The organism is Conexibacter arvalis (assembly GCF_014199525.1).
GTDB lineage: Bacteria > Actinomycetota > Thermoleophilia > Solirubrobacterales > Solirubrobacteraceae > Conexibacter > Conexibacter arvalis.
The window spans coordinates 18,641-31,072 of the sequence record NZ_JACHNU010000006.1 but is presented as its reverse complement, the minus strand read 5'-3'; the positions used below and the strand labels follow the sequence as shown (position 1 = coordinate 31,072).

Genomic DNA, 12,432 nt, shown 5'->3' with positions numbered 1-12,432 from the left:
GGCTGTCTCCCCTGGTGACGCTGTCGGCGATCTCCAACGACGCCGTATTCGCGGGCGGTCGTGTCCGACAGGTCGCTGTTGATCTTGGGGACGATGCTGTAGTGCGCCCTTCGACTGCGGCGCACCGCCGGCGACGTGCGCTTCTATCGGGCGTCGACGCGGGCGTCGCAGCGGCGATCGGCGTCGCCTACCGAGCGTACAGCTTAAGTTAGGTTGCCCTAACAGTTGTGTTAGGTTGCTGTCTGCGCTCGGACTCAAGCGCATTCGCCAACCGAAGGAGACCCGCCCCATGCCGTCGCTGCACCTGCCCTCTCGGAGAGGGTCGCTCGCCCTTGCCGTGCTCGTCGCGGCGCTGGCGCTCGCCGCGAGCTGCGCGTCCGGCGCGCGCGCCGCGCAGACGCCGATCGCCTCCGGCGCCGGGCTCGACTGGGGGCTGAAGGAGTCGTGGCGCAACTACATCGGCGAGGCGGGGACGAGCGTCTCCGCCGGCGCGACGCGCAATCCCGACGGCACGTTCCACTTCCCCGTCAGGGGCGGCAGCTACGACGACGTGACGCGCAACACGACCGTCCAGTTCGGCGGCACCGTGCAGTTCCTCAGCCACTGCGCGGGCGGCGTCGCGACGCGGCCGTGCGAGCTCGACCTGACGATGGCCGATCCGCGCGTCGAGATCACCGAGGACGGCGCCTTCCTGTACGCGAAGATGACCAGCCGGCCGATCACCGGCGGCGAGATCGTCGACTACCCGCAGGTGAAGGTCGCCGAGCTCGACGTCGAGGAGGCCGTGCCCGCGGTCGACGGCGGCACGACCCGCTGGGCCGGCCTGCCGGCGACCGTCGCGGAGGAGGGCGCCGCGGTCTTCACCTACTCGGTCGGCACCGTGATCGACCCGGTCACGTTCGCCTACGACGGCCCGGGCGGCAAGCCGGCCGGCGAGACGTGGGCGACGCCCGGCACGATCGCCTACGCCACCTCGCCGCTGGCGAGCACGGCCGGCGCGACGATCAAGTGGACGCAGCCGGGCCGCACCGCCGGCGAGCGGCTCGCGATCTACGGCCAGGACAGCTCCGGCTTCGCGCTGGTCGACGCCGCGACCTTCGCGGTGAAGCCGGGGACGCGGATCGCCTCCTCCGACGCGGAGCCGCAGTCGGTCGCCTTCGACCCGGCCACCGCGACGATCTTCTCGACCGGCACCGGCGCGAACGTCCCGATCGTCGTGCGCACCTGGGACGGGAGCGCGTGGACGGGCGGCCCGATCGCCGGCTCCGAGGTCGCGCACGCCAACGGCTTCGACGTCGGCGGCGGCGTCTGGGACGCGGCCGGGAGACGCTACCTGCTGCCTCGCGTCGTCGGCGGCGTGCAGCAGCTGTGGGAGGTCAGACAGGTGGGCGGCGTCTGGACCCACTCGGTCATCGGGCCGATTCGCGGCGGCAACGGTCTGCCGCTTCCGGTGCTCGTCGACCTCGAGGCGATCCCGAACGGCTCGACGTCGTCGTCGTACATCGTCGCCGCCGACGCCGACGGCGGGCCGCTGCGCCGCCTGCACGTCGTCGACGGCGTCGTGATCGCCGAGCCGCTGCAGCAGGCGAGAGGCGCCACCGCGCGCGCCCTCGCGAAGACGAACGGAGGCCTCTACGTGATCGGCGCCAGCGAGCTGACCTTCCTGCCGATCCGCTGGAACAGCCTGCTCGCCGCCGAGACGCCCGCCGTCGACATCGCCGCCGCCGGCGCCCTCGCCGGGACGATCTACGGGACCACGGCGGTCGACGCGGCGCGCGACCGGCTCTACCTGGCCAGACACGACCGCCAGGCGATCATGCGCTTCGACGCCGGGGTGCTCACCCACTCGTTCGCCGGCCATCACGCGAGCGGGCCGATGCGCTACTGGAGCGACTTCCTCGTCGGCGCGACGACCGACGGCAGACTGGTGCACAGCGTCGCGGGCGTCGCCAACGACGGCTCGCCGAACGCCGACGCCGGCCTCTACGCCCGCGCATACGCCAGCCGCACGCCGAGCTTCACGACCCAGCCGAGAGCGCAGCCGGCCGTGCTGCGCGAAGCCGGCCAGCCCGTGCCGGCGACGATCTCGGCGGTCGTCGACGGCGATCCCGCGCCCGCGCTGCGCTGGCAGACGCGCGCGCCGGGCCAGTCGAGATGGAGCGATCTCGCCGACGGCGACGGCGTCTCCGGCGCGGCGACCGCGACGCTGACGTTCGCGGCCGGCGCCGGCGACAACGGCCGCCAGTTCCGCGCGATCGCCTCCAACGCCGGCGGCGAGGTCGCCTCCGCGCGCGTCGCGTTCGAAGTCCACACCCCGCCGCAGGTCTCGGTCGAGCCCGACGACGTCGCCGTCGTCGCCGGCACCCCCGCGCAGCTGAAGGTGATGCCGCTCGGCAACCCGGCGCCGACCGTCACGTGGCAGCAGCAGATCGACGGCTTCTGGCGCGAGGTCGACGCGCGTTCCGGCGACTTCGACGTCGACGGCGGCTTCCTGACCGTCGTCGACCCGAACGTCGCGATGTCCGGCGCGCGCTTCCGCGCGAAGCTGGAGAACGCCGCCGGCGTGCGTTTCTCGCGCGCCGTGACGCTCTCGGTCCACCGCGCGATCACGACGGCCGTCACGTTCGGCGGCGGCCACGTCGACTGGGGCGTCTCCAACCGCTGGCGCTGCTACGTCGTCGGCAACATCTCGCGCGGCGGGATCGAGGTCTCGGGCGGGGCGACGCAGATCCCCGGCACGCTCGCGAGCGGCGATCTCTGCCGCGGCCGCGAGGCCGGCTCGGAGTCGCTGCGCTTCCCGGTCCAGGGCGGAGTGTACGACCCGGCGAGCGGACGGCTCGAGGTGACGCTCGGCGGCGCCGTGCGCTTCTGGGGCCACGACTACCACGTGCCCGGCAGCACGACGCCGCAGCTCGACACCACCTTCTCGAACCTGCGGGTGGTCGTCGAGGGCGAGGTCGGCACCCTCTACGCCGATGTCGTCGGCGCGACGATGGAGAACCCGACCTCGGTCACGCGCCTCGGCGTCGCGCTGGCGCGGCTCGACGCCGCCGGCAGCTCGCTCGTGCCGACCGCCGACGGCGCCGCGTGGAGCAGCCTCCCCGCGGTGCTGACCGCCGACGGCGCCCCGGTCTTCGGCAGCTACCACGCCGGCGAGCCGCTCGACGCGCTCTCGCTGTCGCTCGTCTACGGCACGCCGAAGACCGTCGAGCCGCCGACGCCGGCTCCGCCGCACGAGGAGCCGCCGACGCCCGCCCCGCCGGTCGCGAGACCGGCCGCCGCCGCGCGCGTGACGGCGGTCAGGGGCGTGCGGCGGGTTGGCGCCAAGCGGCGGGCGGCCGTCGCCACGATCGTCTGCCCGGCCGGCGGCGCCTGCCGCGTGACGACGCCGAAGTCGGTCGTCGCGCGGATCGGCGGCAAGCGCTTCAAGCTCGCCGTCGTCGCTCCGAAGACGATCAAGGCCGGCAAGCGCGCGACGGTGCGGGTGAGACTGTCGAAGCGGGCGGTGCAGCGGCTGCGCGGCCGCAAGGCGACCGTGCGCGTGAAGACGACGGTCGTCACCGGCGGCAAGCGGACGACGCGCACGGTGAAGGCGACGATCGCGGCGAAGAAGATCGCGAAGCGGAAGGCGGCGCGCAGGTAGCGGCGTCGCGAAAGCGGGCCGGACGCCGCGCCGTCCGGCCCGCCCTGCATCGTGGTGGGCGATGTCAGACGTCGATTCGCTCCAGAGAACAGAAGAGGCCGTCGCGCAGCTGCGCCAGGAGGCGGCCGCGGCGCGGCACCGGGAGGTCGTCGAGGACCTGCGCAGACCGCCGCTGGCGGACACCGCGAACAAGCCGCGGCGGCGCGTGACCGCGTCGCTCGCGCAGGTTCGGACCGCGACCAACATGCGCGAGGGCCCGCTGCCGGAGGTCTACGAGCTGGCCGTCTCGCTGATCGAGACCGGGCTGCTGCACCCGCCGCTGGTGCGCGAGACCGGCGACGCGGCGGAGCCGTACGAGGTCGTCTCCGGCCACCGCCGCGTCGCGGCGATGAGGCTTGTCGACGAGGCGCTCGGGGAGCCGCGCGAGTGGGAGCTCGACGTGCGCGAGGGGATGAGCCGACGCGAGGCGCTGACGCTCCAGTTCGCGGAGAATTTCCACCAGAGAAAGCCCGAGCCGATCATGTTCGCGCGCGCCGTACGGCAGATCATGATCGAGGACCCGACGCTGACCGCCGCCGAGGTGTCGCGCATCACCGGCGCCCCGGCGAAGTGGACGCTGAGCGCGCTGAAGCTGCTCGAGCTGCCGGCGGTCGCCGAGCGCGTCGAGGCCGGCGACCTCGCCTTTACCGCCGCCGACATGGTCCGGCGGGCGGTCTCGACCGGCCGCGTCGACGAGGCCGAGGCGGTCGAGCTGGCGCAGAAGGCCGCCGACGGCGAGATCACGACCGGCGAGCTGAGAAGAGCGGTCGGCTACGTGCCGCCCAAGCCGGAGAACTACGACCAGCTCTCCTCTGAGCTGGACAGAGCGCGGTGGGAGGCGAGACGGGCGGCCGAGCACGGCGGCGGGCGCGACGCCGACGCCGACCAGCGCGAGTGGGAGTCGGGCGGCTCGTCGGCGTCCTCGTCGGAGGGTCCGTCGTTCAGCGCGAACGTCGCCTCGGGCGCGGCGGCCGGCCTCGCGGGACCGGGCGGGGCGGAGGGGATCGGTTCCGCGTCCGGCGACCCGGCCGACGAGATCGACCCGGAGATCCGCGCCGTCGCGCTCGACGCCTACCTGCTCGGCCGGCTCCTGCGCGACGTCGCGCCGGCCCACCGGGAGGCGCTCGGGATCACCGACAGGGAGGGCGAGACCTTCCAGTACGCCTTCACGCTGCGCCCGTACGAGCGGACCGCCGCGCTGCGGACGCTCGCCGGCGCCCTGCTCGCCGAGGACGACAACCCGCCGCGCGAGCTGCGCCACCTGCTGCAGCCGGCCTGAGCCGCCGCCGGAGCGTGCGTGGCCGTACTGAGCCGCCGCCCCGGCGTGCGCGGCCGAAGGAGCGGCGTTCTGGGGGTGAGATACACCCCCAGATCGCCACTCCTCCCGCCGGGCCGGCTGCTCGGGCCGACCGCGGCATCAGCTGCGCGCGTCGGCGCCCAGCTCGGCGAGGAGGGCGGCCCAGGCGGCGGCGTCGGCCGGCCCGAGGCGCGTCGGGAGGCCCGGCGGCAGCGGGACGGCGGCCCGCAGGTGAGCCGGCCGCTCGGCGCGTCTCGCCGCGGGGACGGCGGCGAGCAGCTCGAGCGCATCCGCGGCTGGCCCGTCGGCGACGAAGACGAGCACGCCGCGCGACGCGAGCAGCGCTGCCGCCGGCAGCACCGCCGCCTCCGGCGCGACCGGCGCGCCGTGCGGCGAAGGCGTCTTGGGCGCGGCCGGCGCGCCGTGCGGCGAGGCCGTCTGGGGCGCGGCCGGCGCGCCGCGCGGCGAAGGCGTCTTGGGCGCGGCCGGCGCGCCGTGCGGCGAAGGCGTCTGGGGCGCGGCCGGCGCGCCGTGCGGCGAGGCCGTCTGGGGCGCTGGGGCAGTGTGCGGCGGTGCGGTGGCGGCTGCGCCGGCCGGCGCGCCGTGCGGCGAGGGCGCCGGGGCGGCGTGCGGCGGTGCGGCGGGGAGGACGAGCGCGGCACAGGGGCGCTCGCGGACGGGCAGCAGCAGCGTGCCGGGCGCGCCGTCGCGCCAGCGGCGGACTCTCACGCCGTCGGCGAGCAGGCGGCGTCTGAACGTGCGCGCCGCGGCGCGGCCGTCGACGGTCTCGGCACGCAGCTCCAGCGCGACCGGGCGCAGCGAGCGCAGCGCCGCGACGTCGCCGGTCGTCGCCTTCGCGGGCGTCCATGCGGTCGCGAGCGCCTCGGGACGGTCTGCGGTCGCCCGCCAGACGCGCCCGTCGTCGTCGCGCAGCCGCGCCTGCCAGGTCACCGGCTCGCCCCCGGCGCCCCGCGCGGTCAGCGCCAGCGGCTCGTCGAGCAGCACGTCGCCCGCGCCCCGCAGCTCCAGCGCGCCGCCGCTGCCGCCGACTACATCCGCGCGGCCGCTCTCGCGCGCGCCGCTCCGGCCCGCGCCGCCGCTCTCGCCCGCGCCGCCGCTCTCGCCCGCGCGGCCGCTCTCGCCCGCGCGGCCGCTCTCGCCCGCGCGGCCGCTCTCGCCCGCGCGGCCGCTCTCGCCCGCGCGGCCGCTCTCGCGCGCGCCGCCGCCGCTCCCGCCCCCGCCGCTCACCAGCCCCCCTCGATCCGGCGGCGGAAGGCGGCGGAGGACTCGACGGCGCAGCCGAGCGCGTGGGCCTGGTCGGCGAGCCAGCGGTCGGAGGTGGCGACCCAGGTCGCGGCGCGCGCGCCCGGCGCCATCGCCTTCAGCCGCCGGACGATCTCGTCGTCGGCCGCGTCGGCCTTCGCTCTCGGCGCGTGGGCGACGTCGACGACGGTCGAGCGGATCGGCGGCGACGGCGGCTTCTCGAAGACGACGGTGACGTCCTCGCCCGACTCGACCGACCACCGCTCCAGCAGGTCGACCAGCCGCACCATCGCGCCGTGGCGGTCGCGCCACCAGGCGTCGGGGCGGGTGCCGATCACGTTCATGCCGTCGACGAGCCAGTGCATCGCGAACCGGACGTTAAATGGAAACGGCCCGCCGAGGCGGGCCGATTCCGGGAGGAGAGAGATGTGTCTATGTGAGGTGATGCTGTGATCGGTGGAGGAAGTCTCTGTGCTGCTGCGCCGGAGCGGCGTTCCATCGATCAGGCGAGAACCATGATGGGCCCTGCCGACCCGAACGTGTGTGAGCTGCATCACGTGCGGCCGCCGCGGCACTCCGCCGGCACCGAACGGCGGTCGCCGGCCGCGACCATCTAGGCTGCTGGACGTGGACCGCCGCGGGTTCTTCAAGTCGATGCTCGGCAAGGGCCTCTCGCACGGGGCGAGACAGGTCGACGCCGTCGTGATCCCGTTCGAGCGGGCCGCGAGAGCGGCCCGCGACGCGATGCCGGCGGACGATCCCGCCGACGACGCAGTCGACCTCAGAGCGGTCGACGACCTCGAGCACGACGACGATCTCGCCGGCGAGGAGCGGCCCGCGCCGCTGCCGGCCGTCCCGGTCGCCAGACCGTGCGACGACGACGACCTGATGCGCGTCGCCGCCGACGCCGGCCTGATCCTGCACGTCGAGGCCGCGGTCGCGCTCGCGCGCCGCGGGGTCCGGATCGCCCCCGGCGAGGGCGCCCCGCCGCCCGGCGCCCGCTCCCGCTTCGGCGGCGCCCCCGACCTGCCCGCCGGCGCGGTCTGGCCCAACTGGGACGCCGAGCCGCTGACCTTCCTCGCGCAGATCGACCTCGCCGAGGCGCACGCCGCCGGCATCGATCCGCTGCTGCCCGCCGACGGCCTGCTGCTGCTCTTCTCCGCGCTCGACCGCACGCCGTCGGGGACGAGCCCGCTCGACCGCGAGAGCACCCATCTGATGTGGGTCCCCGCCGAGCAGGTCCCCGAGCGCGCGCCGGAGCCGGTCGGCGCCTGCCAGCCGGCCGAGGCGCGGGCGATGTCGCTCACCTCCGAGGCGATGCTGCCGCGCGTCTGGAGCGAGCCCGTCCAGCGGCTCGGGCTCGACGACGCCCAGCAGCAGGCGTGGGAGGGCGCTCGCCGCGACCTCGCCGAGCTGCAGGGCGTCGAGGCGTGGGAGGCCGGGGCGCCGCTGCGCTCGCTGCACCGGCTGCTCGGCCATGCGGAGGAGTCGCGCGGCGACATGCCGATCGCGCTCGAGCTGGCCGCGCGCGGGATCGACGTCGGCTACGGCGCCCCGTCGGCCCATCCGGAGGCGAGACGGCTCGGACGCGCGCCCGAGCGGTGGCGGCTGCTGCTGCAGCTGACCGTCGACGACCAGCTCGGCTGGGAGTTCGGCCGCGGCCGCGAGCGCCTCTACGTCTGGGGCGTCGAGGACGAGCTGAACGCCGGCGTCCTCACGTCGGTTCGCGCGCTCGCGCGCTGAGCCGCCGCACCGCGTCGCGCGGGCGGTCGGAGGGGGCCGCGCCGGGACACCCGCGGGGCTGCGGGTGCCGTGCGGCGCAGAGGAGGTCAGCCCTCGGGGTGGGCCTTCTTCCAGTACTCGCTGACGGCCTGGATCGCGCCGCCGGTGATCGAGCTCTTGAAGACCTCGGTGTCGAAGGCGTGCGGCAGCGGCTCGTCGGGGACCGGGACGCCGAGCGCCTCGCAGATCGGCTCCCAGCCGTCCTTCGGGTTCCAGACGATCAGGCGGTCGGCCGGGACGGTCGACTTGACCTCGTCGTTCCAGCGCTCCATCGCCTCGATCAGCGGCTCGCGCTCGCCGAACGTGTTCGCGAGCGTGCCGCGCGGGCCCTTCCAGAACGTGTCGATGTTGAGGTCCATCCACGCCGCCCAGTCGGGATCGATGCGGTAGCGCGCCAGGCACATGCTGCGCATGAACGAGTTGCCGAAGTAGATCTGGACGATCGTGTCGTTCATCGACTTCGCCCATGCGTCGCCGTCGCGGACCGACAGCAGGATCTTCGCGTCCGGGTAGTGGTCCATCAGCTCGCGCCAGTGGTACGCGGCGGGCCAGTCGACGGTCGCCTCGAAGCCCTCGAAGACCTCGTCCCACGGCTGCTCGCCGAGGTAGGCCCGACGCCAGACGTCGACCCCTCTTCTGAGGTCGGCCATCATGTCCTTCATGTGGTAGGTCGGCAGGCCCAGCATTCTGAGGGCGATCCACTGCGTCGTCGTCGCGGTCCGCGGCAGTCCGGCGCCGATGATCTTCATCCAGGCTCCTTCTCGGGGGTTTGGGAGTCGACCACCACAACCGCGCAGTCGGTCGGGGGTTGCGGCCCCGCCGTCGAACGCGCCGGGCTGCACTAGGCTCTCGACTCGTGGCGACCCGCGAGCCCGCAGCCTTTCCCGTCGCGTTCCACCGGCCCGAGGCCGAGCGCCGCGTGGTGATCCTGCCGGGCGCACGCTACCCGACGCGGGGGCCGTTGCTGTGGTTCGCCCGCGAGGTGGCGCTGGCGAAGGGCTTCGGCGTGCTGGAGGTGCTCGACGAGCCGCCGACCGGCGAGGACCCGTTCGCGTGGGTCCGCGACCGCGCGCTGCGCGCGCTCGACCACCAGCCGGCGCCGACGACCGTCGTGATCGGCAAGTCGCTCGCGAGCGACGTCGCCGACCTCGCCGCCGACCGAGAGCTGCCGGCGATCTGGCTGACGCCGCTGCTCGACCGGCCGAACGTGCGCGCGGCGCTCGCGCGCGCGACCCGTCCGCTGCTGATCGTCGGAGGCACCGCCGACCCGACCTGGCAGCCGGACGCCGTCCCCTCCAGCGCGCTGATCTCACAGCTCGAGCTGCCCGAGCACGACCACAGCCTCCAGCGTCCCGGCGATCCGCTCGCCTCGATCGCGTCGCTGAGGAAGGTGACCAAGCAGGTCGAGCGCTTCCTCGGCGGCGGCTGGCTGCGCTGAGGCGCGGCCGCCGGCCGCGGCGCACGCCCTCGTTCAGCTTCCTCTTAGGACCCTTTAGCGACCGCTTCGATTTCTTTCAGTGACGGCTCAGGGTGGCGCTCCATCCTGATCGTCATGAGAACACCGAGAGCCATCGTCACCCTCGCCGCGGCAGCCGTCCTCGGCGCCGCGGGCGGCGCTGCGGTCGTCGGCGTCACCGGCGACGGCGGCTCCACCAGGACCGTCCTCGAGCCGGCACAGACGCAGCCCCAGCAGGTCAGCGTCGCCGACAGCTCGGGCGGTCTCAGCGCGAAGCAGGTCTACGACCTCGCCAAGGACTCCGTCGTCTTCATCTCCGCCCACGTCACCGAGCAGGGACAGTCGGGCGAGGCGACCGGGTCGGGCTTCGTCGTCTCCAGAGACGGCTACATCGTCACCAACGCCCACGTCGTCGGCGGCGCCTCGACCGTCAGCGTCAAGATCGGCGACCGCAAGACGCAGCAGGCAGAGGTCGTCGGCACCGACGAGTCGACCGACATCGCGCTGCTGAAGGTCGACGGCGCCGGCGACCTGAAGCCGCTCCAGCTCGGCGACTCCTCCAAGCTCGAGGTCGGCGACGCGACCTTCGCGATCGGCAACCCGTTCGGCCTCGACCGCACGCTCACGACCGGCGTCGTGTCGGCGCTCGACCGCCACATCACCGCTCCCAACGGCTTCTCGATCGACGGCGTCGTGCAGACCGACGCGCCGATCAACCCCGGCAACTCCGGCGGCCCGTTGCTCGACGCGCAGGGGAAGGTGATCGGCGTCAACTCGCAGATCCTGACCGGCTCCAGCACCAGCGAGGGCAACGTCGGCATCGGCTTCGCGGCGCCGTCGAACACGGTCAGAAACGTCGTCGAGCAGCTGCGCGAGCACGGCTCGGTCAAGCACGCCTACCTCGGCGTCCAGATGGGCGCGACCGAGAGCGGCAGCGGCGCGCTGGTCGGCGCCGTCACCCCGGGCGGTCCCGCGGCCGACGCCGGACTGCGCGCCGGTGACGTGATCGTCGCCTTCGACGGCCACGCGGTCGGCTCGCCCGACGCGCTCTCGAGCCTCGTCAACGCCAAGCAGGTCGGCGACTCGGTCGAGCTGACCGTCCGCCGCGGCGGCGCCGAGCAGAAGCTGACCGTGACGCTCGGCGAGCAGCCCGCCTCGACGGCGACCGCCGGCGCCCAGCCGCAGCAGCAGGGCGACCCGCAGATGCCGGCCGATCCCTTCGGCCAGGCCGACCCCCACGGCCAGCAGAGCGACCCGTACGGCCAGGGCGGCGGCCAGCAGGCCGACCCCGGGCAGGGCCAGGGCGGCCAGCAGCAGATCGACCCGCGCGACCTGCTGGAGCAGCTGATCCCGTAGCCCGCGCGACAAGCTTCCCGCTCCGGCCGCTCGCAACCCCCCGTGCCGGACGGAGTGGGACCCGCGCGCCCGACAGCCCCCCTCTGTCGGGCGCGCACCCCTGGGAGGAGAGCGCGAGCCGCCGCCGCACGGCGGCGGCTCGTATCCTTTGCCGCCGTGCGCAACCAGCTTCGCCCTCTCTTCGACCGCGTCGTCATCAAGGAACTGGAGCCCGACCGCGTCCGCGAGTCGGGACTGGTCGTCCCGGCAGGAACGCATGAGCCGCCGCCGCAGCACGGGATCGTGCTCGCCGTCGGCGCCGGGCTCGACTGGTGGCAGCACGTCGGCGTGACGATGCCTGTCAGACCGGGCGACCACGTCGTCTTCCCGGCCTCCGCGGGCGCGTGGGTCGAGGTCGACGAGGAGCGCCTGCTCGTCTGCCGCGTCGGCGAGCTGCTCGGCGTGCTCGAGCCGGTCCACGTGCCGGAGTGAGCGCGGCGGTCGAGCGGGAGGCGGCCGGAGGCCGAGGGCCGTGACCCTGCTCGAGGCGCTGCTGGTGCTGGCGGCCGGCGTCGGCGCGGGGACGATCAACACGGTCGTCGGCAGCGGCACGCTGATCACCTTCCCGGTGCTGCTCGGCGTCGGCTACTCGCCGATCACCGCCAACGTCTCCAACGCGCTCGGGCTCGTGCCCGGCTCGCTGTCGGGCACGTGGGGCTACCGCCGCGAGCTGGCCGGCCAGCGGGCGCGGATCGTCCGCTACGGGACCTTCTCGTTCCTCGGCGCCGCGACCGGCGCGGCGCTGCTGTTCGTGCTTCCGTCCGAGGCGTTCGACGCGATCGTCCCGGTGATGGTCGCGATCGCGCTCGTGCTGGTCGTCCTCCAGCCGTGGCTGAGCCGCCGGCTCGCCGACCGCCGCGACGCCGACGCGCCGCCGCGCGAGGGCGGCCCGGCGACGCGTGCGCTCGGCTACCTGACCGGCGTCTACGGCGGCTACTTCGGCGCCGCCCAGGGGATCCTGCTGCTCGCGATCTTCGGCGTCGCGCTCGACGACGACCTGCAGCGCGTCAACGCGCTCAAGAACGTGCTGGCGACGATCGTCAACATCGTCGCCGGGCTGATCTTCCTGTTCGTCGCGGACGTCGCCTGGGAGGCGGTCGCGCTGATCGCCGTCGGCTCGGCCGTGGGCGGGCAGGTCGGCGCCAAGGTCGGTCGCCGCCTGCCGCCGAACGCGCTGCGAGCGGTGATCGTCTGCGTCGGCCTCGTCGCGATCGCCCAGCTGCTGGGGCGCTGACGGTCGCGCCGGCGCCGTCCGCCCGTCTACAGCGGCGGTTGCTCGGCGATTGAGAAGCCGACGCGCTGACCGTCGATCTGCGCGTCGAGCAGCTTGTCGTCGAGCAGCGCGACCGCATGCTCGTCGACGAAGACGCGCGCGCCGTGCTCGTCGAGCACCTGGTCGGACTCCGCTGGCACGTCGGCGACGCTGACCTCCAGCATGCCGCTCTGCTCCGCGCCCGGCTTGGTCGCGATGCGGATGCCGGCTCCGTCGGGGATCTCTGGCGCTGCGACGATGCCTCGGATCGCCTCGGCCGCGGTCTCGGTGATGGTGAGCACAGG

At 74.6% G+C, this 12,432-nt stretch carries 11 protein-coding genes; 7 read left to right on the top strand and 4 right to left on the bottom strand.

Going from position 1 to position 12,432, the window contains the following annotated elements:
- Positions 1 to 289 precede the first annotated feature (289 nt).
- Both BDZ31_RS18170 and BDZ31_RS18165 read left to right on the top strand, forming a co-directional pair.
- On the top strand, positions 290 to 3,643 hold the full coding sequence (locus BDZ31_RS18170; protein ID WP_183343783.1) for an HtaA domain-containing protein: 3,354 nt from the start codon (positions 290 to 292) through the stop codon (positions 3,641 to 3,643).
- 61 nt (positions 3,644 to 3,704) lie between these two features.
- On the top strand, positions 3,705 to 4,961 hold the full coding sequence (locus tag BDZ31_RS18165; protein WP_183343782.1) for a ParB/RepB/Spo0J family partition protein: 1,257 nt from the start codon (positions 3,705 to 3,707) through the stop codon (positions 4,959 to 4,961).
- A gap of 138 nt (positions 4,962 to 5,099) precedes the next feature.
- Here BDZ31_RS18165 and BDZ31_RS18160 read toward each other — a convergent pair whose 3' ends face one another.
- Positions 5,100 to 6,227 (bottom strand): hypothetical protein, encoded by a 1,128-nt coding sequence (locus BDZ31_RS18160; RefSeq protein ID WP_183343781.1) that lies wholly within the window; start codon positions 6,225 to 6,227, stop codon positions 5,100 to 5,102.
- A complete protein-coding gene (locus BDZ31_RS18155) occupies positions 6,224 to 6,607 on the bottom strand; it encodes an NYN domain-containing protein (protein WP_183343780.1) in 384 nt (127 codons plus the stop codon). Before BDZ31_RS18155 ends, BDZ31_RS18160 begins: the two co-directional genes overlap by 4 nt.
- A gap of 262 nt (positions 6,608 to 6,869) precedes the next feature.
- Between BDZ31_RS18155 and BDZ31_RS18150 the strand changes: the two genes are divergently transcribed.
- Positions 6,870 to 7,985, top strand: a complete 1,116-nt coding sequence (locus tag BDZ31_RS18150; protein WP_183343779.1) for a DUF1963 domain-containing protein — start codon at positions 6,870 to 6,872, stop codon at positions 7,983 to 7,985.
- An 86-nt stretch (positions 7,986 to 8,071) separates the two neighbouring features.
- On the opposite strand, the gene BDZ31_RS18145 is transcribed toward BDZ31_RS18150, so the two are convergent.
- Positions 8,072 to 8,773 carry a sulfotransferase family protein gene (locus BDZ31_RS18145; RefSeq protein ID WP_183343778.1) on the bottom strand — a complete coding sequence of 234 codons (702 nt, stop codon included), beginning with the start codon at positions 8,771 to 8,773 and terminating at the stop codon, positions 8,072 to 8,074.
- Between the two features lie 107 nt (positions 8,774 to 8,880).
- Here BDZ31_RS18145 and BDZ31_RS18140 point away from each other — a divergent pair, with 107 nt between their 5' ends.
- From BDZ31_RS18140 to BDZ31_RS18125, 4 genes are all read left to right on the top strand, one after another.
- Positions 8,881 to 9,462 carry an alpha/beta hydrolase gene (locus tag BDZ31_RS18140; RefSeq protein ID WP_183343777.1) on the top strand — a complete coding sequence of 194 codons (582 nt, stop codon included), beginning with the start codon at positions 8,881 to 8,883 and terminating at the stop codon, positions 9,460 to 9,462.
- 114 nt (positions 9,463 to 9,576) lie between these two features.
- Positions 9,577 to 10,836, top strand: coding sequence for a S1C family serine protease (locus tag BDZ31_RS18135; protein ID WP_183343776.1), 1,260 nt, complete (start codon positions 9,577 to 9,579; stop codon positions 10,834 to 10,836).
- 156 nt (positions 10,837 to 10,992) lie between these two features.
- Positions 10,993 to 11,307 carry a co-chaperone GroES gene (locus BDZ31_RS18130; protein ID WP_183343775.1) on the top strand — a complete coding sequence of 105 codons (315 nt, stop codon included), beginning with the start codon at positions 10,993 to 10,995 and terminating at the stop codon, positions 11,305 to 11,307.
- A 40-nt stretch (positions 11,308 to 11,347) separates the two neighbouring features.
- The gene (locus BDZ31_RS18125) at positions 11,348 to 12,109 is read left to right on the top strand and encodes a TSUP family transporter (RefSeq protein ID WP_183343774.1); all 762 of its coding nucleotides are present in this window, start codon (positions 11,348 to 11,350) and stop codon (positions 12,107 to 12,109) included.
- Positions 12,110 to 12,135: 26 nt separating this feature from the next.
- Here BDZ31_RS18125 and BDZ31_RS18120 read toward each other — a convergent pair whose 3' ends face one another.
- On the bottom strand, positions 12,136 to 12,429 hold the full coding sequence (locus BDZ31_RS18120; RefSeq protein ID WP_183343773.1) for a HesB/IscA family protein: 294 nt from the start codon (positions 12,427 to 12,429) through the stop codon (positions 12,136 to 12,138).
- Between the last annotated feature and the right edge of the window lie 3 nt (positions 12,430 to 12,432).